This is a genomic window from Segatella copri, assembly GCF_009494835.1.
Lineage (GTDB): Bacteria > Bacteroidota > Bacteroidia > Bacteroidales > Bacteroidaceae > Prevotella > Prevotella copri_F.
The window spans coordinates 212,426-234,925 of the sequence record NZ_VZBE01000071.1 but is presented as its reverse complement, the minus strand read 5'-3'; the positions used below and the strand labels follow the sequence as shown (position 1 = coordinate 234,925).

Sequence of the window (22,500 nt, the reverse complement as noted above, 5' to 3'; positions counted from 1 at the left end):
GCTCGTTTCTTCTTATACAGAAAAAATGTTTGTAGCACAAGAATTAAGAAAGAAAAGTATCGCAGAATACTTATTATATATGTGGCAGATTGAGGACATCATCCGAGCTTACGGATGCTCGCTGCCTGTCATCAAGAAAAATTATGTAGACCGGTTCGACTTTACACCCGAGCAGCGCGAGGAAGAACTCGACTGGTTTGGCAACCTGATTCGCATGATGAACGAGGAGGGAAAGCGCGAGGGAGGACACCTTAATATTAATAAGGTGATTCTAAAGGACGTCATTGATCTGCACGGCATGCTGCTGCAGAGCACCAAGTTTCCTATCTATAATGCCGAATATTACAAGGTGCTGCCTTTCATCGTAGAGTTGCGCCAGCGGGGCGACAAGGATCTCAACGAGATTGAAACCTGCCTCGATGCCCTCTATGGTGTGATGATGCTGCGCCTGCAGAAGAAGGAAATTACGCCCGAAACCGAAAGGGCCATCAAGGAGATTACCGTTTTCATAGGTCTGCTCAGCGATTATTACATCAAAGACCGAACCGAGGGACTCAAGTTTGATGATGACGACATGTAGGGATTAGTTATTAGTGATTACTTTTTAAGAATATACATTATTATATATTTACAACAGGATGAACGAAATAGAAAGAAGAAGAACATTTGCCATTATCTCTCACCCGGATGCTGGTAAGACAACATTGACCGAGAAGTTTCTGCTTTTCGGTGGACAGATTCAGGTGGCAGGTGCCGTAAAAAATAACAAGATTCGCAAAACTGCGACTTCTGACTGGATGGATATTGAGAAACAGCGTGGTATCTCGGTATCTACATCTGTAATGGAATTTGATTATCTCCCTGCCGGACAGGAGGGAGAACCTTATAAGGTGAATATCCTGGATACTCCAGGTCACCAGGACTTCTGCGAGGATACCTACCGCACACTTACAGCCGTAGATTCAGCCATCATCGTGGTTGACTCTGCCAAGGGTGTGGAGGCACAGACCCGCAAACTCATGGAGGTGTGCCGCATGAGAAATACCCCGGTAATCATCTTCATCAACAAGATGGACCGTGAGGGACGCGACCCGTTTGATGTGCTCGACGAGTTGGAAGAAGAGCTCAAAATCAAGGTTCGCCCGCTGAGCTGGCCTATCGGTCAGGGCGCCCGTTTCAAGGGCGTTTACAATATCTACGAGCATCAGCTGAACCTCTTTACCCCTAACAAACAGCGAGTTACCGAGAAGGTAGAGGTAGATATCCAAAGTTCAGAACTCGACGAGCGGGTTGGTGAACGTGAGGCTGCACAGCTGCGTGAGGAACTGGAACTGGTAGATGGTGTTTACCCTAAGTTTGAGGAAGAAACCTATCGTTCGGCCGAAGTAGCACCTGTGTTCTTCGGTTCGGCACTGAACAATTTTGGTGTTCAGGAACTCCTCGACTGTTTTGTTCATATTGCTCCATCTCCTAGACCCACCCAGGCAGAGGAGCGACTGGTGAAGCCTGAAGAACCTAAGTTCAGTGGTTTCATCTTCAAGATTACAGCCAATATTGATCCAAACCACCGCTCCTGCATCGCTTTCTGTAAGATATGCTCGGGCAAGTTTGTGAGAAATCAGCCCTATTACCACGTGCGCTTGGATAAGAACGTGCGTTTCTCTTCGCCTACCCAGTTCATGGCACAGCGCAAGAGTACCATTGACGAGGCTTATCCTGGTGACATTGTAGGTTTGCCTGACAACGGTATTTTCAAGATAGGAGATACGTTGACGGAGGGAGAGAAGATGCATTTTCGCGGTTTGCCAAGCTTCTCTCCACTCCTTTTCAAGTACATAGAGAATGATGACCCGATGAAGAGCAAGCAGTTCCAGAAGGGATTGGAGCAGCTCATGAACGAGGGTGTGGCGCAGCTCTTCGTCAACCAGTTCAACGGCCGCCGCATCGTGGGCACCGTGGGGCAGCTGCAGTTCGAGGTTATCCAGTACCGCCTGGAGAACGAGTACAACGCCAAGTGCCGCTGGGAGCCCGTGCATCTTCACAAGGCTTGCTGGATAGAGGCAGATGACGAGAAGGAACTCGAGAGCTTCAAGAAGCGCAAGTACCAGTACATGGCCAAGGATATTGAGGGGCGTGATGTCTTTCTTGCCGATTCGGGCTACGTGTTGAGCATGGCGCAGCAGGATTTTGAACACATCAAGTTCCATTTCACATCGGAATTCTAAATCAATGTAAAAAAGATGGATGAAGAAATTCTAGATTACAACGAGCAGAAAGAGGGATGGGTCAGTAAGATGGTGGATTGGCAGAAAAAACATATTTCTGACCGCCAGATGACCCTTATCCTGGCTTTTATCATCGGCCTTCTGGCGTCGGTGGCAGGATATTTCCTGCACGGCATTGTGCACGAAATACAGTTGCTGCTCACTTCGGGATTTAACAAGGGCACCTATAACCTGCTCTTCCTGCTCTTCCCGATTGTGGGTATTTACCTCACCATGCTCTTTATTAAATATGTGGTCAGAGATAATATTTCCCACGGTATCACCCGTGTGCTTTACGCCATCTCTACCAAAAATTCCAAGCTCAAGGCCCACAACTGCTGGTCATCGGTGGTGGCATCAGGTATCACCATCGGTTTCGGTGGTTCCGTGGGAGCCGAGGCTCCTATTGTGCTCACGGGTTCGGCCATCGGCTCAAACCTGGGACAAATCTTCCGCATGGACAAGAAAACCATGATTCTGCTGGTGGGCTGCGGTGCTTCTGCAGCCATTGCAGGCATCTTCAAGGCGCCCATTGCCGGACTCGTATTTACGCTCGAGGTGCTGATGGTAGACCTGAGCATGGCTTCCTTGCTGCCTATCCTTATCAGTTGTGTAACAGCTACTTGCTTTACCTACATTCTGATGGGCTCCAAGAGCCTTTTCGATTTTACGCTTACCAATCCGTGGGCGCTCGACCGCGTGCCTGCCTGCTTGTTATTGGGCATCTTTTGCGGTTTGGTGAGCCTTTATTTCATGCGCACCATGTCGGTATGCGAGGGCTTCTTTGCCAAGCTTTCGCCTTATCCATACGTAAAACTGCTGTTTGGTGGACTGATTCTGAGTTCGCTCATCTTCCTCTTCCCTTCGCTCTATGGCGAGGGATATTCGGCTGTCAACGTGCTGCTGAAGGGACAGAATGTGGAAGACTGGGGGCAGGTGATGAGCCGTTCGCTCTTCTACGGGCACAACCAGCTGCTCATCCTCTACATCGCCTTGGTAACCTTTACCAAGGTTTTTGCCACCTCGGCCACCAATGGTAGTGGCGGATGCGGTGGTACCTTTGCTCCTTCGCTCATTATCGGAGGTTTTGCCGGTTTCCTCTTTGCGCGCCTTTGGAATGTGAATCAGGTAGGTGTCTATGTTCCTGAGCAGAACTTTACACTGATGGGTATGGCGGGCCTCATTACGGGCGTGATGCATGCACCGCTTACGGGCATCTTCCTCATCGCCGAACTCACGGGCGGCTACCAGCTCTTCATGCCGCTGATGATAGTGTGCATCTCTTCGCTGCTCACCATCAGCATCTTTGAGAGTCACAGCATCTACGCCCTGCGTCTGGCTAGAGAGGGCAAGCTGCTCACCCACCATATTGACAAGGCTGCGCTCACCCTGCTGGGCATGCAGGATGTCATTGAGAAAGATTATCATCCGGTAGGTCCGGATCTGCCGATGAGCAAGCTGGTGAGTGAGATAAGTCGCAGTAACAACAACTTTCTGCCTGTTTTGGATCAGGCGGGTGTGCTGTTGGGAGTAATAGATATTACGAAGATTCGCCACATCATCTTCCGTACCGAACTGTATCAGCATTTCACCGTGCGTCAGCTGATGATGCAGCCTTCTGCCGTTCTTACCGAACATGACAGTATGGACGAGGTGATGCAGAAATTTGATAAAACCGATGCCGCCCAGCTGCCAGTGATTGATGTGGCAGGCGTACTGAAGGGTTACATCAGCCGTACTAGAATCTATTCCATGTACAGGCAGATTGTAGCGGATATGTCGGCAGAGTAGGAGTTTTAAGTGAAGAGTGAAGAACGAAGAGTGAAGAATTCAATGGCTTTGCTGGTTTTATTTTAAAATATTAGTGTTTTATGGAGAAGAAGGATTTGAGAATTGTTTTCATGGGAACACCGGAGTTTGCGGTGGAATCCCTCAAGCGCCTGGTAGAGGGCGGTTACAACGTGGTGGCTGTGGTTACGCAGCCTGATAAACCGGTGGGCAGACATCAGGATACGCTGCAACCTTCGCAGGTTAAGCAGTATGCCGTAGAGCATGGTTTACCGGTGCTGCAGCCTGTAAAGATGAAGGACCCTGACTTTGTGGAGCAGTTGCGTTCTTATCAGGCTGACTTGCAGGTGGTTGTTGCTTTCCGCATGCTGCCTGAGGTGGTTTGGGCGATGCCGAAATATGGTACATTTAATGTGCATGCAGCCCTCCTTCCGCAGTATCGCGGTGCGGCGCCTATCAACTGGGCAGTGATTAATGGCGAGAAGGAGACGGGTGTTACCACCTTCTTCCTCGACCACGATATTGATACCGGTCGCATCATCCTGCAGAAACGTTTTTCTATTCCGGAGACGGCAAATGTGGAGTATGTTTACGACGGGTTGATGCATCTTGGTGCTGAATTGGCGCTGGAAACCATTGATGCACTCATCGCTGCCGATGGCAATATCGGTTCCATTCCTCAGAGCGAAATGATAGGACAGGGTGCCGAACTCAAGCCGGCTCCGAAAATCTTCAAGGATACCTGCCGCATCGACTTCCACAAGCCTGCCAAACAGGTGTATGATTTCATCCGCGGTCTTTCTCCATACCCTGGTGCATGGACTGAAATTAAGAAGAAGGAGACTGTAGTATTCTTTGACGATCCTAAGGGAGATGATGATTACGTGAGGTTCCCTGAGCCTACTACTCATCCATCCCATAAGCAGAGTACACAGAAAATTCAGGTACTTAAGATATTTTCTACCCGTCTTTCATGTATGAAGCGTGGTGATGCGCCTGTGGGATCGCTCCGCGTTGAGGGGAAGTCGTTACAAGTAGCCTGCCTTGACGAATGGCTCATTATTCAGGAGTTGCAGCTCAGTGGCAAGAAACGCATGGATGCTTCTGCTTTTCTCAATGGTATGAAGGACATAGCTTATTATGAGTGTTTGAAGAAAGATGTTAGTGACGATTTTTAAGATTCAAAAGATTTTTGATTTTTTAGTTTTATAGTATTATGACTGTAGAAGAAGACATCAAGCGTGCTATAGAGTGCATGCGAAAGGGTGGAGTGATACTCTATCCTACAGATACCGTATGGGGCATAGGATGCGACGCCACCAACCCTGAAGCGGTAAAGAAAGTTTATGAAATAAAGAAACGTGACGATTCTAAGGCGCTTATCTGCCTGATAGATTCTGCTGACCGCATGGCGCGTTATTTCCGCAATGTGCCACAGGTAGCATGGGATTTCATCGATGCAGCCATGCCTGTAAAGCCTACTACGGTTATTCTTGATGATGCGAGTGGAGTGGCTAATAATCTGGTAGCAGAGGATGGAAGTCTGGCGATGCGTATTACCTATGAGCCTTTCTCCAAACAACTCTGTTACCGTTTTCAGAAGCCTATTGTAAGTACAAGTGCTAATGTGAGTGGTGAGCCTGCTGCACAGAATTATCGCGACATCTCCGAGGAAATCCTCAATGCTGTAGATTATGTTTGCTGGAGCCGCCGTCAGGAGCATAAACCTCATCAGCCTTCCAGCATCGTTAAGATTGCTAAGGATGGTGAAGTGAAAGTAATCAGATAAGTTTTCAATTCATCCTTATATGAAATGCCTGCTAGAGGGATATTTTCTTCCCTTAGCAGGCTTTTTTGTATGTTTTCAGTCTATAATATACTTAAAGAAGTACTATTGCAATTCGTTTATATGACAAAAAAGAATTTCCGCTCAATATGGATATATAACAAGAAACCCTGCAAAAAATGAATCTTGCAGGGTTTACCTTGGGTGGAAGGTGGGACTCGAACCCACGACATTCAGAACCACAATCTGACGCTCTAACCAACTGAACTACGTCCACCATATTGGTTATGTTTTGCTTTTTCAAAAATAGTTGGGTGGAAGGTGGGACTCGAACCCACGACATTCAGAACCACAATCTGACGCTCTAACCAACTGAACTACGTCCACCATATTCTTGTTAAGCGGGTGCAAAGGTACGAAAAAAAAATGGTTCTACCAAATTTTTTCGTACCTTTTTTCTTATTTTTTATTTTGCAGGGCTTGTTGGAACAACTGGAGCTGCCTTCTGGGCATCTGCACCAGCTGTAGGAACAGCCTTCTGAGCACCTGCTGCTGCATCCTTGCTAGCACCTGGCATAGCAGGAAGAGCGGTCTGCTCCTGAGTGGCTCCCTCCAAAACACTGCTTTCGCCAGCTGCCTGAGGGGCTACATAAGCACATGCCACGCTGATGACAACCAAGGCTGCAGCGAGGCCCCATGTTAATTTCTCAACAATGTCAGTGGTCTTGCGAACACCCATGATTGAGTTGGTTGAAGAGAAGTTACTTGCAAGTCCACCTCCCTTTGATTCCTGGATGAGCACGATGAAAATCATCAGGATAGCTACCAGGACGATTAATACTACTAATAATGTGTAAGCCATTTTTTAAAACTAGTTTTATTTATTTATTATTCTTCTTTATTTCTTCTTGCTGTTCAGCATCAGTTTCTCAAGGAATCTGAGCTGGTCAACATAATATCCGTTCTTGTCAGGATGCTGCTGATGCAGGCGGCTGATGATTTCGTAAGCCCTCTGATACTTGCCCTGCTTGATGTAGATGCGGGCGAGGGTTTCGGTGAATACACCGCTGTTTTCCTCTTCGCCATCCTTGCCGGAATCGGTCTGAAGTTCGGGAGTAAATTCTGGTTTGTAATCTTCGTCCTGCTGGATTTTAGGCAGTTTGAAACCGCCATCCTCCATAAAGTCGTCGATGAGACTCATGGTGCGCGAAGTATCTTCTGGCTCCTGCTGGTCTTCGGTCTCCATGAGATAAGCCACATAGTCTACAGCCGCGTCAGCAGGTGTAGGCTTACGTTTCTCCTTCTTCTCTTTTTCATCTTCTTCCATAGGAATGGATCCCAGGAAGTGGTCGATGAGGTCGCTAGTACGGTCTCCGTGTTTTTCTGCTCCTATTCCTCTTACGCCTTGCTGCTTGTTGGATTCAGCCTCTTCAGGGGCGTTTTTTATCTGATAGTGTGCTGCCTCTACCATCTCGAAGATAATCTTACGGTCGGTGATGTAGATGGCTGCACGGCGCAGTTCTTCGTCGAAACTCGGGTCGTGGAGCAGGTACAGATTCTTCAACATCAGCAGGCGTGCCGTCTGATAATACGGATATAAGGCCAAGAGGGCGCGCAAGTCGTAGAGCGTCTCTCGGTTCATTTCCTCCGGGTGTTGTATCAATCTGCTTAATTCCACGATATTTTTACTTTACTTTATTTTACTTTGAACTTTGAACATTGAGTTTTGAACTTTATGAGCAGTAAAGCCGTTGAATTCTTCACTCTTCACTTTTCGTTCTTCACTTACTTTACCAGTTAGCTACCGTAGCGTTGAATATCTGGTCTACCAGGTCTTTGATAATCTGGGTTACCAGTTCTTCCTGCACCGAGGCTAGGCTCTGAGTGGTGTCGTAGGTCTTGGCAGATGTAAACTGCTTTTCGAAGTCCTCGGCATGGTTCTTGGTGTTGGTGAAACGTACGTTTACGGTGATACTGAGCTCGGTCTGTGCTGAGTATCCCTCAGAACTAACCGACTTGTTGCGCTGAGAATATTGGGTGATTTCGCCCTCTATCTTCAGGTCTCCGTTGCGTGACACCTGTATGAGCTGGGTGTTGCTGGCAAACTTATCCTTGAGTTCGTTGTTGAACATCGGACCCATCGGACCCCATACATACGAACTTCTGATAGGGAAGTCGGCTATCTGTATGGTCTTGGTTTTGGTGTAGTCGATGCTGGCACCGTTGAACTTGTAGCTCACGGAGCATGCTGCCATGACCGCCACCATCAGTGTGACTCCTATTATATATAGGTACGCGCGTATATGCTTCATAACTTATATTTGTTAATCTTTCTGTACAGAGTTCTGTCGGAGATTCCCAGTTCTTCTGCCGCTTTCTTGCGGTTTCCGTTGTTTCTCTCCAGTGCCTTTTCTATCATCTGCTTGCTAAGGTCGCTGAGGTTCAGATTCTCGTTTTCTTCCTTGATCTCCTCAATCTCAGCATCCTCGGCTTCGGGTTTGTAAGTGCCCCTCATGCCTCCTGTTGCTATTTCCTGACGGATGTGTTGTAGCTCGTCGAGATCGGTAATCGGAGGTACGGAAGATACCGGAGAAACCGATGGAACGGATGATACGGACGGAACCGGAGAAACCGATGAAACCGGAGATACGGATGATACTGGAGCTACCTGGGTATTCGGCTGAACCGGAGAAACATATCCGCCTGTACCGCCCAACTGGCGTGCCTCATCGAGTTGCTTGCGCAGGCTGTTCATCTCTCGTCTTAGGTCGCTCACGTTGCCCCTCAGTTCGTAGAGAATCTTGTATAGCAGTTCGCGCTCGCTGGCGTAGCTATGGTCGTCCTTGCCATCCTTCTGTATGGTGGCGAGCTGTGTAGACTCCTCATCTCTCGGAATAAACTGGGTGAGGGTCTGTGCATCGATTTCTCTTTCTCGGCTCAGCACTGACATCTGTTCGGTAATGTTCTTGAGCTGTCTCACATTTCCCGGCCACTTGTATTTCAGCATAATCTGCTTGGCCTCATCTGAGAGTGAAATCTTAGGCAGACGGTATTTTTCGGCCATCTGCATGGCGAAGAGGCGGAAGAGCAGGAGGATGTCGTCGCCCCGCTCTCTCAATGCAGGCATCTGTATCGGGATGGTGTTGAGGCGGTAGTAGAGGTCCTCGCGAAAGCGGCCTTCGCTCACAGCCTTGCGCATGTTTACGTTGGTGGCTGCCACGATGCGGACATCCGTTTTCCTTATCTCAGTTCCACCCACGCGGATGTATTCTCCCGTTTCGAGCACGCGTAGCAGTCTTGCCTGCGTCTGTATCGGGAGTTCGCCCACCTCGTCGAGGAAGATGGTACCCTTGTTGGCAATACCGAAGTATCCTTCGCTTTCGCCTATGGCTCCAGTGAAGGAACCCTTCTCATGTCCGAAGAGTTCGCTGTCAATGGTTCCTTCCGGAATGCTTCCACAGTTGATGGCGAAATATTTCTCTCTGCGGCGTGGCGAATTGTCGTGAATCACCCTTGGAATGATTTCCTTACCCACACCGCTCTCGCCGATGATGAGCACGGAGAGATCGGTCGGCGCTACCTGTAGGGCTACGTCGAGCGCATGGTTCAATCCGTCGCTGTTACCGACGATATTGTAGCGTTGTTTTATCTTTTGTAGTTCGGAAGTATCCATTTAGCTGCCAAAATTACTCATTTTTTCTGAATTATCTGCATTTTTTTTTAATTTTAACGTTCGGAAGGTCTGATTACAGGGCAGATTTGCCTTTTTTGCGTCATCTGCCCTCCCGAATCTTTCTTTATTCCGCTTTTTCTCGGGAATAGGGAATCTTTCTCTTATCCCTTTTTCTTAGGGATGGAGAATCTTACCTTCTCGCTCTCGTCACGCTTCTCGTGGTAGAGTTTAGGCAGTGGATTCTCGTAGGCCTCATCATAGTCTTCGCGGTTGCAGAAGGCATCCAGCGCCAAGTAGATGGCGTGGCGGAAGGAGATTGCATCGGCTTCGTTGCAGCCCGTGATGCTGTAGCTAGGAGTGGTGTTGGCGGCGGTGTGCACGAGTGGCAGACCGGCAGTAAAGAGTACGCCATCCTCGGTGTAGAGAGAATGGAACGGGGTAGTAGCCTGATCATGATACATGGCCATGATGCCGTCGAACTCTACGAAATGGCCGTTGCCGAAGAACTCGTCAGTAGGGTAAGGACCAAAAGCTTGTATTTTCTGCTCGGCAAGCTGGTCAATGGCTGGGATGATGCTGCTGGCTTCCTCTGGTCCGCAGCTCTCCTCACCATTGTTGCTAGGATTCAGGGCGAGCACGGCGATGCGCGGGTTGGTAATCATGAAGTCTCGCTTCAGTGATGTGTGCATCTGCTTCATCTTCTCGATGATGAGCTCCTGGGTGATAGCTGCCGGCACGTCCTTGAGCGGAGTTTTTCCGGTTACGGATGCGATGCGAAGGTCGCCGCCGCAGAGGATGGAAAGGCCCTTGGCACCTTCGCCCAGGCAAGTTTCTATGTATTCCTTGTGACCCTTGAACTGGAAGCCCTCAAATTGTGCGTTCTGGTTGTTTACCGGTGCGGTAACGAGCACGTCGAAGAGCTCGTCGCGGTAGTCGGTCATGGCTCGGTCAAGTGCCTTGATGGCTGCCGTACCCGATTCCTGAGTAGGCATGCCCATGTCAACCTTTACCTCCTCGTCTACGGCTGGCAGGAGGTTGATTCTTCCGTCTTCAGCATCTTCTGCTTTCTGGATGATGGAGAACTGGGCAGGCAGATTCATCGCCTTGCGGTAATAAGCTGCCACTTTAGGCGAACCGTAGATGATAGGGGTACAATACTCCAACATCTCTGGCTCACTGAATGCCTTAAAAATGAGTTCGTATCCGATACCGTTGGTATCTCCGTGAGTGATGGCCACTCTAATCTTTTTGCTGTCCATTTATCGTTTTATTTTATAGTAGAAATCGCAGCTTCTAGCTGCTTGATTAATATTTTCTTTTTCATTTCGGGCGCATAGACGAAGCCGATGATGATGATTTCATCCCCCGTTTTTCTCAGGCGGATGCGCCTCATCGCGTAGGGGCCTCCCATGGCGTCGCCCTTCATCTCCCAGAGTCCTTTTTCTGAAAGGACCGGGATTATCATGTACATGCTGTCGGTTTCGCCGGGCATGTTTGTGCGGAGCATGCTGTCAATCTGCTGCTTCTCTTGAGCAGGAAAAGCATCAGAATTGGCTTTCCCTCTTCGTTCTTCCCTCTTCACTTTCATGAGGATGAGGTTCTTCATGCCCGAACTGGCGTTGTTTGAAATCCAGATGAAGTTCCCGGCCTTCTTGCTTGCTTGCATTTCGGCAGGGATGATCATGCTGATGCCGAAGTTCTTCTTTACCAGTTGCTGCATCTCGCGGTTCTGTTTGCTCGGGTTGGTGGAGATGATGGAGGCGAGGTGCTCCAGTTCAGTCTCATCTACGAGCTGGCGCAGTTTCTCGGGGTTGAGTTTCTCTCTGAGTTGCTGCAGCGAGCGGGCTGAGATGCGGATGACGGTCTGCGGTGAAGCATTCTCGTTGCGGCTCAGCCTGACTGAGAATTCCGCTGCCGGGATGTTCACTACGATGCGAGTTCTTACGAGCAGGTAGCTGCCGTGAATCTTGCCCTTCTTAACCTGGATGAGCCGGCAGAGCGGTTCGGGTTGGGGCAGGGCAGGCACCTCTTCCGTCAGTATCTTCGTCACGATGCTGTCGGTATCTCCCTCGAGCACCACCTCGTAAGGCTGTCCTGTGCTCTTGGGCAGTTTTCTGTTTCTTCCTCCTCCCGGGCTGCAACTTGCCAGAAAAAGGAACAAAAGACAGCCGGCAAGTAGGATCTTTAAAGATTCTCTAACCATTTTTCCCCCACCTTTCCTTACTTATTCATCTTCTCTTCATCCTCGTGCTCACGGATTTCTCCGATTTTCTTCGAGGTGCTGAGCAGACCGCAGGCGGCGTAGATGTCCTGGCCGCGGCTGGCACGGATGGTGGTGAAGACACCATGCTGGGTGAGATAATCACGGAACTGCTCCATCTTCTCATCATCCACACCTTGCAGAGGAATGTCTGGAATTTGGTGGAAACGGATCAGGTTGAAGCGGCAGTCAAGTCCCTTCACCAGCTTGATGATGGCCTTGGCATGCTGCATACTGTCGTTTACGCCCTTAAACACGATGTATTCGAAACTCAGGCGGCGTTGATGAGAGAAATCATAGTTCCTCAGCAGTTCTACTACCTGCTCAATGCCCATGCCCCTTTCGGCAGGCATCAGTTCTGCGCGCTCAGAAGGGATAGGGTCGTGCATGCTGATGGCCACATGGCAGTCGCTCTCTTCCAGAAACCGCTTCAGCTTGTTCTTCACGCCCACCGAACTTACCGTGATGCGCTTCGGGCTCCATGCCCAGCCGTAGTCGGCGGTGAGAATCTCTGTGGCGCGCAGCACATTGTCGAGATTATCCATCGGCTCGCCCTGACCCATGAACACGATGTTGGTAAGCTTGTCCACCTCCGGCAGCGAGTAAATCTGGTTCAGAATGTCGCCTGCAGGCAAGCTGCCCTCAAACCCCTGCTTGCCGGTCTGGCAGAACAGGCAGTTCATCTTGCATCCCACCTGCGAAGAAACGCACAGCGTGGCGCGGTCTTTGTCGGGGATGTAAACCGTCTCGACAAATTTGCCGCTCCGGGTAGGGAAGAGGTACTTGATGGTACCATCCACCGAATGTTGCGCATCGGAATATCCGAAGCATCCTATTTCGTATTCGGCAGCGAGTTTGGCACGGTTCGCCTTAGAGATGTTGGTCATCTCATCAATGCTCTTCACATGCTGCTCATAGAGCCACTTCGCCATCTGCCCACCGGTGAAGGCGGGCATGCCTAAGTCCTTTGCTACCTGCTTCAATTCGGCAAGTGTAAGGCCCAAAAGATATTTTTTTTCATTATTCATACTGCAAAGATAGTGTTTTTTGCCGAAAAATTAGTATCTTTGCCACATATTTTAATATAATAAGATAAAATAAAGATAAAAAACACAGATTTAGCCCCCCGAAAAGGGCTGAAGTGAACAAAAATAACGTAAGAAAATGAGAGAAAAAATAGACCTTTTCTTGCCTTGCGAATACATCGACGATGCGCAGAATGCCTTGTCGGTGCTTCATGAGTACAAGACTGTACAGCATATCCACTTCTTGGTGAGTGCTGATTTTGCCGCTCATCATCAGGTACCCGAAGGATGTACGTTTGTCATCACCGACCGCCTGGAAAGCAGTAACACCATTGTCAGCATCGCTGAAAATACAGATGCCGACTACGTGATGATCTGTACCCGCCACACCACCATAGGATGGGGAAACAACACGCTGGAGCGATTCCTCAGAGTGGCAGATGATACGGATGCCGTCATGGTTTACGCCGACCACTACAAGATGGTGGAAGGCAAAATGGAGAAACATCCGGTAATTGACTACCAGTCAGGTTCTTTGCGAGATGACTTCGACTTTGGAAGCCTCTGGTGCATCAAGGCACAGGCGCTGGCCGACTACATCGCCCAATCCGACCGCGAAGAGTATCAGTTTGCCGCCCTCTACGACCTCCGTCTCTATCTGAGCCGTGTGGGCGAAATCTTCCATCTCAACGAATTCCTCTATTCAGAAGCCGAACTCGACACCCGTAAGAGCGGCGAGAAGCAGTTTGACTATGTAAACCCGCGCAACCGCGAGGTTCAGATTGAGATGGAAAAGGCATGCACCCAGCATCTGGGCAAGGTGGGCGCCCTGATAGACACCACCTTCTACCGCCAGCCCGACTTCGGTGAGCAGGATTTTGAATACGAGGCATCTGTCATCATCCCCGTCTTCAACCGCGAAAAGACGGTGGCTGATGCCGTGAAGAGTGCGCTGGGACAGAAGGCTAACTTCAAGTTTAACGTCATCGTGGTAAACAACCATTCTACCGACCGCACCGGCGAAATACTGGATGAACTTAAAGCCGACAACCTGATACAGATTGTGCCGGAGAGAACCGACCTGGGAATAGGCGGATGCTGGAACGAAGCCATCAACAGCAGTTTCTGCGGAAAATTTGCTGTACAGCTTGACAGCGATGACCTCTATTCTTCACCAAAGACACTTCAGAAGATAGTAGATGCCTTCTACAAGCAGAAGGCAGCCATGATTATCGGCTCGTACCGCATGTGCGACTTCGACCTCAACACCCTGCCACCGGGACTGATAGACCACAAGGAGTGGACCGATGAAAACGGATGCAACAATGCGCTGCGTATCAACGGATTGGGTGCTCCGCGCGCCTTCTTCACTCCGCTGGTCAGACAGATCCAGTTTCCTAACACCTCGTATGGTGAGGATTATGCGCTCGGCTTGGCATTTTCGCGCCGTTACCGCATCGGCAGAATCTACGACGAACTCTACCTCTGCCGCCGCTGGGGAGGTAACAGCGATGCAGCCCTCAGCGTAGAGAAGGTGAACGCCAACAACCTGTATAAGGACCGCCTGCGCACCATGGAACTGAAGGCACGCCAGCACATGCTGCAGGGCAAGGCCGACATTATGGAAGACAGCAGCATCTCGCGTTTCTTCAACCGTCAGCTGGAGGTTTGGACCGATGCGCGCCACCGCTTCCGCGACCTCAAGCATGTAGAAACCCGCCAGTTCTCCGACCAGCTGAAATTGCAGTGGAACCCAGCCCGCATCGTAAGTACGGGCGCCAAGATAGATAAGAAAACCCTGGGCGAGCGCCCTTGTTTCCTTTGCGACAAAAACCGTCCTAAGGAACAGATGTCGAAGCAGATAGACGAGAAATTCCATCTTCTGGTGAATCCGTTCCCGATTCTGCCAGTCCACTTCACCATTCCGGCACGCAAGCATCAGCCTCAGCTCATCTACAAGAATTACGGCGAGATGCACCGCTTCATCAGTCTGCACAGCGACCTGATGGTGTTCTACAACGGTCCGAAGTGTGGTGCATCGGCTCCAGACCATCTTCATTTCCAGGCAGGAACCAACGGCATCCTTCCTCTTCAGACCAACTGGCAGCGTCTTTCCCGCAACCTGACCGACATCATCTCTCTCAATGATGAGGAGAAAATCTCTGTGGTTCGCGACTTCATCGTTCCCGCCTTCGTCATCATCTCGAAGAGTGCTGAGAGCGATGAGGCCCTCTTCCGCCGTCTCTACAAGGCAATGCCTCAGCGTGGCGACGAAACCGAACCAATGATGAACATCATCTCCTGGCGCAAGGGCGAGGAATTCATCAGCGTGGTCATTCCGAGAGAAAAGCACCGTCCGGAAGCCTATTTTGCCGAAGGCGACGCCCAGTTTGTGGTTTCGCCGGGAGCACTGGATATGAGCGGACTCATCATCACCCCTCGTGAGGAAGATTTCCGAAAGCTGACCGAGGAGAAAGCCCTCTCGCTGCTGCAGGAATGTGGCGTTTCGGAAGAAAAGATGAACGCCATCATCGCCAAACTGAAAGCATCTAAGGATGCCGAGGATGCAGCCGAAGCCTCTTCCACCTTATATAATAAAGGTAAGCAGCCCGACGTAACGGTGGGCATCGTGAGTGCGCAGAAGATTCATTTCTCGCTCAACAAACCTTATCTTGCCAAGGGCGAAAAGGTGCTGGGCGAACAGGTGGTAGAATTCTCTGAGGGCGGTGTGCTCTGGAACGGCAACCAGTACAGCCAGCTCACCTTCCATCCGCAGAGTGCCGACGCCTCGTTTTCGCTGAGCGACGTAACCATCGGTGTCAACTTCCACTGGGAGCGCAAGGAAACCCAAACCTTCCTGGGCACGCTCCGCTTTGTGGTAGAATCAGATAAGATTGTGGCAATCAATGAGTTGCCTGTAGAGAAATATTTGGAGAGCGTCATCAGCAGTGAGATGAGTGCCACTTCGAGTCTCGAACTTCTGAAGGCGCACGCCGTCATCTCCCGTTCATGGCTCCTGGCACAGATGAAGAAGCGCCGAGAGGTGGCTGAGAGCGGCAACAACTTCTTCTCTTTCACCAAGAAGGAAGATACGCTCATCCGCTGGTACGACCGCGAAGACCACACCCTCTTTGATGTATGTGCCGACGACCACTGCCAGCGCTACCAGGGCATCACCAAGGAAACATCGCCCCATGTAGCTGAAGCCATCCGCCAGACCAAGGGACAGATTCTGATGGACGGCGAAGAAATCTGCGATGCAAGATTCTCGAAATGCTGCGGCGGAATAACCGAGGAATTTCAGTATTGCTGGGAGAACACGCCGAAGACTTATCTCACGGCGGTTCGCGACATTGCCCTGGGCGTGGAACATACACTGCCTAATCTGACCAATGAGGAAGAGGCAGAGAAATGGATCCGCTTCAATCCGCCAGCTTTCTGCAACACGCAGGACAAGAAAATCCTGTCAGAAGTGCTCAACGACTATGATCAGGAAACCGTCAATTTCTACCGCTGGAAGGAAACGCTCAGCCAGGAGAAGTTGCAGCAGCTCATCGCCGACAAACTGAAGATGGACCTGGGTGCCATCCTAGACATGAAGGCCGTGGAGCGCGGAAAGAGTGGAAGAATCAGCAAACTCCAGATCATCGGAACAGAGAAGACCTTTACCATCGGTAAGGAACTCGAAATCCGCCGTACGCTGAGCGACAGTCATCTGCTGAGTTCAGCCTTCGTGGTGGATAAGTATGATAAGGATGAACAGGGAGTGCCTCAGCGTTTCGAACTCATCGGAGCCGGTTGGGGGCATGGAGTAGGCCTCTGCCAGATTGGTGCTGCCGTGATGGGCGAGCAGGGTTATCATTATGATGCCATCCTGCTGCACTACTATCAGGGTGCTGAAATCAAGAAACTTTATAAATAGTGATGTAAAATGGTAACAAAGAAAAACAGTCGGAGTCCATGGGCATGGATTCCGACCCTCTATTTTGCCGAAGGACTCCCCAACGTCATCGTAACCGCCCTCTCTGTGGTGATGTACATGCAGTTGGGGCTGACCGATGCTGAGGTGGGTCTCTATACCGGATGGCTCGCCCTTCCCTGGGTCATCAAGCCCTTGTGGAGTCCGTTCATAGATTTGCTGAAGACTAAGCGCTGGTGGGTGCTCACCATGCAGGCTCTCATCGGAGCTGCCCTTGCCGGCATCGCCTTCTCGCTGCCTACAGCCTTCTGGTTTCAGGCAACGATGTGCTTCTTCTTCCTCATCGCTTTCTGTAGTGCCACCCACGACATTTCGGCAGATGGTTTCTACATGATTGAGCTGGATGAACATACGCAGACTAAGTTTGTAGGCTTGCGAAATACCTTCTACCGCCTCGCCATCATCTTTGTGAATGGTTTTCTGGTGATGCTGGCAGGTGTGCTTCAGGTTCTCTTCCGCAACCAGATTCGCTTCTCATGGGCGCTTATCTTTTACGGACTGGCAGGTATCTTCATCGGTTTGTGGCTCTACCACAGCCGCTTCATGCCGCGCCCGAAGGATGATGTGCAGACCGACAGAACGGTGGGTGAAGTGGCTCATGAACTGAAGAACATGTTCCGCACCTTCTTCGTGAAGTTCGGATTGGGTGAAACCGTCTGTGTGATGCTCTTTCTCTTGTTCTACCGATTCCCTGAAGCGCTTCTGAACACCATGACCAAGACCTTCATCCTCCGTCCTAATTCGCAGGGTGGACTGGGACTGTCACCTCAGGAATATGGCTTTGCTAACGGTACTGTGGGATTGATAGGTTTGCTGCTGGGTGGAATTCTTGGTGGTATTCTGGTGAGCAGGGATGGAATGAAGAAATGGCTCTGGCCTCTGGTTTGCGCCATCACCTTGCCTGATGTGGTTTACATCTATCTGAGTTACTCGCTCAACAGCAACCTCATCGTGGTTTCCAGCTGTCTTTTTGTCGAGCAGTTGGGTTATGGTCTGGGCTTCACGGTTCTTACCCTCTACATGCTGTTCTACAGTCAGGGAAAGTTCAAGACCTCCCATTATTCCATCTGTACGGGCATCTCCTATCTCGGATTGATGCTGCCGGGCATGGTTTCTGGATATCTGAAGGATATGGTAGGTTACCGCATGTTCTTCATCATCGTGATGGCATGTTGCGCCATCACTTTCCTGGTTACTGCTTTCCTGAAGATTGATCCTAATTTCGGAAAGAAAGAGGAGAAGGAAGAGGATGAAGCGGAATTGGACGCGATAGAATAAATGATTATGTTAACGTAAAAACGAGGATGTGCGAACATCCTCGTTTTTATCTTTATTCCCCGATAATCGTTGCGATGAGGTGTCGGCTTCCGCCTCCCTCTCTGAATTCGCAGAGGTAAATTCCCTGCCATGTTCCGAGGTTTAATCTGCCGTTGGTAATGGGAATGGTGAGCGATACACCCACCATGCTCGATTTGGCATGAGCCGACATATCCGTCGGTCCTTCATCCTGATGCAGGTATCTTGGGTCGCCATCCGGAACCAGTCTTTCGAAGATCCCCTTCAAGTCATGTCTCACATCTGGGTCGAAGTTCTCGTTCAGCGACAATCCGCAACTGGTATGTCTTACGAAGAGATTTAGAATCCCTGTCTTAGGCAGCGCTGGCAGGTTCCTCATCACCTCGTTGGTTACGAGGTGAAAGCCGCGAGGAAGCGGACGCAATGAAAATTCTACTTGTTGTATCATATCATTCTTTGTTTTTATATTTCAATTGTTTGTATCTTTCTGATTGTCATTTTACAAAGGTAATTATAATTTTATTATTATAATACTATTATAATGCAAATATAGGAAAGTTTAACCATTAAAGGATTTCTCTTCCTTACTATCTGCTACCCCGAAAAATCTTCTTCTTTAGAAGAAGGAAAAAAACAGGAAAAATAATCCCGAAAAAATTTGGTGGTTTCAGAATAATGATGTACTTTTGCACCCGAAATCAAGCATTACGAGTTGCCCAGTTGTGGCACACCAACCGAGTTTCGCATAGAGATAACCACGGTGGTAAAAGAATGTGTAAGTGTTTAACAACTTAAAATAATTATCTTTATGAATCCAAATTCAGATTTAAAGAACAATGAGAATGTAATGGCAGCTAATGCCGAGTCATCAACAATTAAGGCAGCTAATGCCGAGTCATCAACTGTTGATGCAGGTTATGCCGAGTCAAGAATTTCAGAGTATGCTGCCCGTTTTGCCGCTTACAGCGATGAGCGCTTGAAGCAGACCATAGATCACGAGCGCAAGGTTCGTGGTTGGGGCAGCGAACGCAGCTACTTCCTCGCCGCCCTGCGAGGAGAGTGTGAGAAACGAGGCATTGATTACTGCTGGAAGTAGGGAAATGCTTTTCTGATGCATTGCACCAACCAGCCACAAGGATGCTGTCTTTTTACGCAGCCAAAAATAAAAATCATTTTTCCATCAAAAAAATACGTTATTTCGAAATTTTTTCGTAATATTGCACCCAAAATAACATTAAAGACTATTGATATGAAACGAATCTTTATTTCAATGACAGGTATCATCACTTGTATGAACCTGATGGCACAAACTCCAGTCAGTTTTTATCCTCAGAAGAATGCCCAAGACATCAACATCGATACACATCTGGTCATCGTGTTTGACAAGACTGTAAAGACTGGCAGCAAGGGCATAATCACTGTTACGGACAAGACAACTCGAAAGGTGGTTGATAGAATCGACATGAGCATTCCGGCGGGACCAACCGAAGGACAGCCCAAGAATCCAAATGCTGTCTATACTCCCGTTCCCTATATATATAAGGTGGAGAATGTAACCAATCGCAATACCCGTCCTGGAACTCCATCAGGTGCTGCCAAGGAAGACAAGCGCAAGTATCAGAAGACCATCATTGGTGGATTCTCTGATGCCTTCCACTTCTATCCTGTCATCTGTCATGGGAACAAAGCAACCATTTATCTGCATAACAATATGCTGGAATATGGACATGAATATGAAATCAAGATTAGCAAGGGTACGATTGAGGGATGGAATGGCAAGAAGTCATGGACGTTTAGGACTAAGAAAAACGCCCCTTCTGCAGATTTGAGCCATATCGTTGTGGCAGCTGATGGTAGCGGAGACTTCTCCACTCTGCAAGGTGCCATGGATTGGATACCAGACTCATTGCCTTCTGAAGCCAGCAGGAAAAAGGTCTTCGTGAAGAATGGAGATTATGAAGAGTTGGTTTATTTCCGCAATAAGCGATTTGTAACTATCCAGGGAGAATCCATGGATGGGGTAGTGGTACATTACCCAAATAACGAGGTGTTCAATCCTCACCCGGTTGATATCAAGACCAATGAGCAGAAAGGAACATTCCCTTCTCGCCGTGCAGCAGTGGCAGCAGACAACTGTGCCGACATGATTTTCAAGGATATCACCTTCAAGACGGATTGCAAGGGACAGGCTGAGGGATTCCTGCTCAATGGTGAAAGAAACTTTGCTGAGAATGTGCATGTAATCGGTGATGGTGATGCTCTTCAGGTGAATGGTTCAGCCTACTGGCTCAACTGCGTGATTGATGGAGGAGGTGACACGGTGCTGGGTAGAGGTCCATCCTATTTCAATCACTGTACCCTTTCCAGCTATGGTGCTTTCATGTGGATTAGAAATACCAGGGAGAACCATGGTAACATCTTCAATGACTGTACCTTCAAGGGATTGGGCAAGGATGCCGTGATAGCCCGCCTTCCTGACAACAAGGGCAGAAATTATCCTGATGCGGAATGCGTGCTGCTGAACTGTACGCTTGATGGTGTGCCTTCGGAAGGCTTTGGTCCCATAGATGAGTCGGCATCTACGGTAAATCTCCTGGAATTCAACAGCCATGACAGGAAAGGTAAAACCATAGATATCAGCAAGAGAAACAAGCATGTCCGTCAGCTTGACGCTCTCAAGGATGCTGAGACTATCGGAAAATACTCCAATGCAAGTTGGGTACTGAATTGGTAAGAAAGGAGATTAATATAAATACCGGATGCCTACATACCTAGCATGGTTTGCCCTTGAATTTTTATTTTTCATACAATTCAATCGGCAAACCATCTGGGTCACTGAAGAATACAAATCGCTTGCCTGTATATTCATCCGTGCGTATAGGCTCATGCGCGATGCCTTTACTGTCAAGTTCATCAATTGCATCCGAAAGATCATCTACCTCAAAAGCAAGATGGCGCAGACCGGCTGCTTCCGGATAGGAAGGACGTGCTGGTGGGTTAGGGAAGGAGAATAACTCGATGATATAGTTGTCATCAAGCCAGCAGTCTGCTTTCCAGGAGCCACGTTCCTTACGGTAGTTTTCACTCATGATCTTCATTCCGAGCACATCTGTATAAAAATGCTTGGATTTCTCATAGTCGGAACAAATCACGGCTACATGATGGATTTTGTTAAGTTTCATATTTTTATTTCTTATTTCTTATTGTTATATTCAGTAATCAATGACAAGTTTTCAGAATATGCTTCATTCATTTCATTGATTATTTGATGATTGTAATTCTGTCTATATACGGACACCACCGCCAGGGTTGCGACGGCTGGCAAGGTTGAGCACCACAGGGTTATATCCTTCTTGCTGCAATTGATGACCGCAATGTATGCTGTCATCATTCTTCACAATAATCTTTGTTTCTCTCTCAATGGTAGGTATGCTTGTAGCGTCTAAAGCCTTGGTATAGAATCTACTACCCTTCAGCATCTTTGCTTTCTTTTGTGGCAAAAATACGATTATTTTATCAATATACCAAATATTTATCCAAAAAAATGTGTATATTTCGATATTTCTTTGTATTTTTGCCATCGCTTAATATAAAAAATATAAGATGGGCAAACTGGCATTGATATTGTGTTTCATTCTTTCTGTTTTCCCTGCTGATGCAAATGAGAACAGAAAGCATATCCATGTGGTAAAACGTGGAAGCAAGAACTCTCATCGAGGACATACTGTAGCTAAGATATGGATAGAAGAGAATGGACAAAAGAAAATAGAGATAGCTTGGTCTGAACTGTCGGCATCAGAAGAAGCTGTGATTATTGAAGCTATAGATAAACATTGGGATGAATTCAATAGAATGATTGACGATGTCTTTGCTGGCAAGAAAATTAGAATAAAAACAATAAAATAAAGGGAGGTCTATTATGTGCAAATATAAAGATACAACTTTAGGAATCAAAAAGTTAGATTTCAATGTGAAACGTGGAGCAATGGCAGTTTTCTTGACCGATGGTCGAGAGGTGATAGTTCCTGTAAAGATGTTTCCCGAGATAAAGAATATGAGCAAAAAGCAGAGGGAGGATTATATGATAATGGATGATCAATACTTCTCCTTTGATGCAATCAGCAAAATCTTCTCCGTTAAGGATATTTTGCGCCTTTGAGTTGCAAGTTTCAAATATTCTTTGTATCTTTGCAACCAAATCGGGACGATGAGCCTTGCGCCCATACCGACCGATAAACTGAATGTATAACAATTAAATAATAAAATAAGAAACAGAAAGAACAATTTTATAGACATATAACATATTAATATACAAAGCGTTTACGATATTCGGAATACTCTCGAAATTTGGCGATTAACAGATGTATTTCCCAACAATAGAATAAGTGAATGCCTGCGCTATAGCGTGGGCTGAACTTATCTGTTGGGA

General features: G+C 48.4%; 21 protein-coding genes, 2 tRNA genes and 1 riboswitch. Of the genes, 11 read left to right on the top strand and 12 right to left on the bottom strand.

Going from position 1 to position 22,500, the window contains the following annotated elements:
- Positions 1-25 precede the first annotated feature (25 nt).
- From F7D47_RS10830 to F7D47_RS10810, 5 genes are all read left to right on the top strand, one after another.
- Positions 26-580 carry a DUF4924 family protein gene (locus F7D47_RS10830; protein ID WP_006846332.1) on the top strand — a complete coding sequence of 185 codons (555 nt, stop codon included), beginning with the start codon at positions 26-28 and terminating at the stop codon, positions 578-580.
- A 58-nt stretch (positions 581-638) separates the two neighbouring features.
- A complete protein-coding gene (locus F7D47_RS10825; RefSeq protein ID WP_153083400.1) occupies positions 639-2,225 on the top strand; it encodes a peptide chain release factor 3 in 1,587 nt (528 codons plus the stop codon).
- Between the two features lie 15 nt (positions 2,226-2,240).
- Positions 2,241-4,055, top strand: coding sequence for a chloride channel protein (locus F7D47_RS10820; RefSeq protein ID WP_437181608.1), 1,815 nt, complete (start codon positions 2,241-2,243; stop codon positions 4,053-4,055).
- An 80-nt stretch (positions 4,056-4,135) separates the two neighbouring features.
- Positions 4,136-5,230, top strand: a complete 1,095-nt coding sequence (gene fmt, locus F7D47_RS10815) for a methionyl-tRNA formyltransferase (protein ID WP_153085044.1) — start codon at positions 4,136-4,138, stop codon at positions 5,228-5,230.
- A 38-nt stretch (positions 5,231-5,268) separates the two neighbouring features.
- Positions 5,269-5,841 carry an L-threonylcarbamoyladenylate synthase gene (locus F7D47_RS10810; protein ID WP_118079018.1) on the top strand — a complete coding sequence of 191 codons (573 nt, stop codon included), beginning with the start codon at positions 5,269-5,271 and terminating at the stop codon, positions 5,839-5,841.
- 199 nt (positions 5,842-6,040) lie between these two features.
- Here the strand turns inward: F7D47_RS10810 and F7D47_RS10805 are convergent.
- From F7D47_RS10805 to rlmN, 9 genes are all read right to left on the bottom strand, one after another.
- Positions 6,041-6,116: transfer RNA gene (locus F7D47_RS10805), tRNA-His, on the bottom strand.
- Between the two features lie 34 nt (positions 6,117-6,150).
- A tRNA-His gene (locus F7D47_RS10800) sits at positions 6,151-6,226 on the bottom strand.
- Positions 6,227-6,304: 78 nt separating this feature from the next.
- The gene (gene secG / locus F7D47_RS10795; RefSeq protein WP_118151969.1) at positions 6,305-6,700 is read right to left on the bottom strand and encodes a preprotein translocase subunit SecG; all 396 of its coding nucleotides are present in this window, start codon (positions 6,698-6,700) and stop codon (positions 6,305-6,307) included.
- A 36-nt stretch (positions 6,701-6,736) separates the two neighbouring features.
- Entirely contained in the window at positions 6,737-7,516 is a 780-nt protein-coding gene (locus F7D47_RS10790; protein WP_218482529.1) for a tetratricopeptide repeat protein, read from the bottom strand.
- Positions 7,517-7,628: 112 nt separating this feature from the next.
- A complete protein-coding gene (locus F7D47_RS10785; protein WP_006846339.1) occupies positions 7,629-8,150 on the bottom strand; it encodes an LptE family protein in 522 nt (173 codons plus the stop codon).
- A complete protein-coding gene (locus F7D47_RS10780; protein WP_117692064.1) occupies positions 8,147-9,511 on the bottom strand; it encodes a sigma-54 interaction domain-containing protein in 1,365 nt (454 codons plus the stop codon). Before F7D47_RS10780 ends, F7D47_RS10785 begins: the two co-directional genes overlap by 4 nt.
- Before the next feature lie 161 nt (positions 9,512-9,672).
- Positions 9,673-10,770, bottom strand: coding sequence for a PdxA family dehydrogenase (locus F7D47_RS10775; protein ID WP_153108148.1), 1,098 nt, complete (start codon positions 10,768-10,770; stop codon positions 9,673-9,675).
- A gap of 8 nt (positions 10,771-10,778) precedes the next feature.
- Positions 10,779-11,714, bottom strand: a complete 936-nt coding sequence (locus F7D47_RS10770; RefSeq protein WP_153085042.1) for a DUF4837 family protein — start codon at positions 11,712-11,714, stop codon at positions 10,779-10,781.
- 17 nt (positions 11,715-11,731) lie between these two features.
- The gene (gene rlmN / locus F7D47_RS10765; RefSeq protein WP_022121005.1) at positions 11,732-12,799 is read right to left on the bottom strand and encodes a 23S rRNA (adenine(2503)-C(2))-methyltransferase RlmN; all 1,068 of its coding nucleotides are present in this window, start codon (positions 12,797-12,799) and stop codon (positions 11,732-11,734) included.
- A gap of 136 nt (positions 12,800-12,935) precedes the next feature.
- On the opposite strand from rlmN, the gene F7D47_RS10760 reads away from it, so the two are divergent.
- Positions 12,936-16,718 (top strand): DUF4922 domain-containing protein, encoded by a 3,783-nt coding sequence (locus F7D47_RS10760; protein ID WP_153085041.1) that lies wholly within the window; start codon positions 12,936-12,938, stop codon positions 16,716-16,718.
- Between the two features lie 9 nt (positions 16,719-16,727).
- Positions 16,728-18,053: an MFS transporter gene (locus F7D47_RS10755; protein WP_153084463.1), complete on the top strand. Its 1,326-nt coding sequence runs from the start codon at positions 16,728-16,730 to the stop codon at positions 18,051-18,053.
- Positions 18,054-18,105: 52 nt separating this feature from the next.
- On the opposite strand, the gene F7D47_RS10750 is transcribed toward F7D47_RS10755, so the two are convergent.
- Positions 18,106-18,519: a secondary thiamine-phosphate synthase enzyme YjbQ gene (locus F7D47_RS10750; RefSeq protein WP_006846346.1), complete on the bottom strand. Its 414-nt coding sequence runs from the start codon at positions 18,517-18,519 to the stop codon at positions 18,106-18,108.
- 249 nt (positions 18,520-18,768) lie between these two features.
- Positions 18,769-18,880: riboswitch (SAM-I-IV-variant riboswitch) on the top strand.
- On the opposite strand from F7D47_RS10750, the gene F7D47_RS10745 reads away from it, so the two are divergent.
- Positions 18,880-19,167, top strand: a complete 288-nt coding sequence (locus tag F7D47_RS10745) for a hypothetical protein (protein WP_153085040.1) — start codon at positions 18,880-18,882, stop codon at positions 19,165-19,167. Its footprint overlaps the riboswitch before it by 1 nt.
- 153 nt (positions 19,168-19,320) lie before the next feature.
- On the top strand, positions 19,321-20,805 hold the full coding sequence (locus F7D47_RS10740) for a pectinesterase family protein (RefSeq protein ID WP_194252572.1): 1,485 nt from the start codon (positions 19,321-19,323) through the stop codon (positions 20,803-20,805).
- Between the two features lie 61 nt (positions 20,806-20,866).
- Here F7D47_RS10740 and gloA2 read toward each other — a convergent pair whose 3' ends face one another.
- Complete coding sequence (gloA2, locus tag F7D47_RS10735) at positions 20,867-21,253, bottom strand: SMU1112c/YaeR family gloxylase I-like metalloprotein (protein ID WP_153085038.1); 387 nt, start codon at positions 21,251-21,253, stop codon at positions 20,867-20,869.
- Between the two features lie 102 nt (positions 21,254-21,355).
- Positions 21,356-21,571 (bottom strand): poly(ADP-ribose) glycohydrolase domain-containing protein, encoded by a 216-nt coding sequence (locus F7D47_RS10730; RefSeq protein WP_194252571.1) that lies wholly within the window; start codon positions 21,569-21,571, stop codon positions 21,356-21,358.
- A gap of 103 nt (positions 21,572-21,674) precedes the next feature.
- Between F7D47_RS10730 and F7D47_RS10725 the strand changes: the two genes are divergently transcribed.
- Positions 21,675-21,977 (top strand): hypothetical protein, encoded by a 303-nt coding sequence (locus F7D47_RS10725; RefSeq protein WP_153085036.1) that lies wholly within the window; start codon positions 21,675-21,677, stop codon positions 21,975-21,977.
- A 13-nt stretch (positions 21,978-21,990) separates the two neighbouring features.
- Positions 21,991-22,230, top strand: coding sequence for a hypothetical protein (locus F7D47_RS10720; protein ID WP_119228735.1), 240 nt, complete (start codon positions 21,991-21,993; stop codon positions 22,228-22,230).
- Positions 22,231-22,500: the final 270 nt, after the last annotated feature.

Excerpts from the sequence above, each read along its gene's own strand:
- F7D47_RS10830 (WP_006846332.1), top strand. The coding sequence starts at position 26 with ATGTTTGTAGCACAAGAATTAAGAAAGAAAAGTATCGCAGAATACTTA.
- F7D47_RS10825 (WP_153083400.1), top strand. The coding sequence starts at position 639 with ATGAACGAAATAGAAAGAAGAAGAACATTTGCCATTATCTCTCACCCG.
- F7D47_RS10820 (WP_437181608.1), top strand. The coding sequence starts at position 2,241 with ATGGATGAAGAAATTCTAGATTACAACGAGCAGAAAGAGGGATGGGTC.
- fmt (WP_153085044.1), top strand. The coding sequence starts at position 4,136 with ATGGAGAAGAAGGATTTGAGAATTGTTTTCATGGGAACACCGGAGTTT.
- F7D47_RS10810 (WP_118079018.1), top strand. The coding sequence starts at position 5,269 with ATGACTGTAGAAGAAGACATCAAGCGTGCTATAGAGTGCATGCGAAAG.
- secG (WP_118151969.1), bottom strand. The coding sequence starts at position 6,700 with ATGGCTTACACATTATTAGTAGTATTAATCGTCCTGGTAGCTATCCTG.
- F7D47_RS10785 (WP_006846339.1), bottom strand. The coding sequence starts at position 8,150 with ATGAAGCATATACGCGCGTACCTATATATAATAGGAGTCACACTGATG.
- F7D47_RS10780 (WP_117692064.1), bottom strand. The coding sequence starts at position 9,511 with ATGGATACTTCCGAACTACAAAAGATAAAACAACGCTACAATATCGTC.
- F7D47_RS10775 (WP_153108148.1), bottom strand. The coding sequence starts at position 10,770 with ATGGACAGCAAAAAGATTAGAGTGGCCATCACTCACGGAGATACCAAC.
- F7D47_RS10770 (WP_153085042.1), bottom strand. The coding sequence starts at position 11,714 with ATGGTTAGAGAATCTTTAAAGATCCTACTTGCCGGCTGTCTTTTGTTC.
- rlmN (WP_022121005.1), bottom strand. The coding sequence starts at position 12,799 with ATGAATAATGAAAAAAAATATCTTTTGGGCCTTACACTTGCCGAATTG.
- F7D47_RS10760 (WP_153085041.1), top strand. The coding sequence starts at position 12,936 with ATGAGAGAAAAAATAGACCTTTTCTTGCCTTGCGAATACATCGACGAT.
- F7D47_RS10755 (WP_153084463.1), top strand. The coding sequence starts at position 16,728 with ATGGTAACAAAGAAAAACAGTCGGAGTCCATGGGCATGGATTCCGACC.
- F7D47_RS10750 (WP_006846346.1), bottom strand. The coding sequence starts at position 18,519 with ATGATACAACAAGTAGAATTTTCATTGCGTCCGCTTCCTCGCGGCTTT.
- F7D47_RS10745 (WP_153085040.1), top strand. The coding sequence starts at position 18,880 with ATGAATCCAAATTCAGATTTAAAGAACAATGAGAATGTAATGGCAGCT.
- F7D47_RS10740 (WP_194252572.1), top strand. The coding sequence starts at position 19,321 with ATGAAACGAATCTTTATTTCAATGACAGGTATCATCACTTGTATGAAC.
- gloA2 (WP_153085038.1), bottom strand. The coding sequence starts at position 21,253 with ATGAAACTTAACAAAATCCATCATGTAGCCGTGATTTGTTCCGACTAT.
- F7D47_RS10725 (WP_153085036.1), top strand. The coding sequence starts at position 21,675 with ATGGGCAAACTGGCATTGATATTGTGTTTCATTCTTTCTGTTTTCCCT.
- F7D47_RS10720 (WP_119228735.1), top strand. The coding sequence starts at position 21,991 with ATGTGCAAATATAAAGATACAACTTTAGGAATCAAAAAGTTAGATTTC.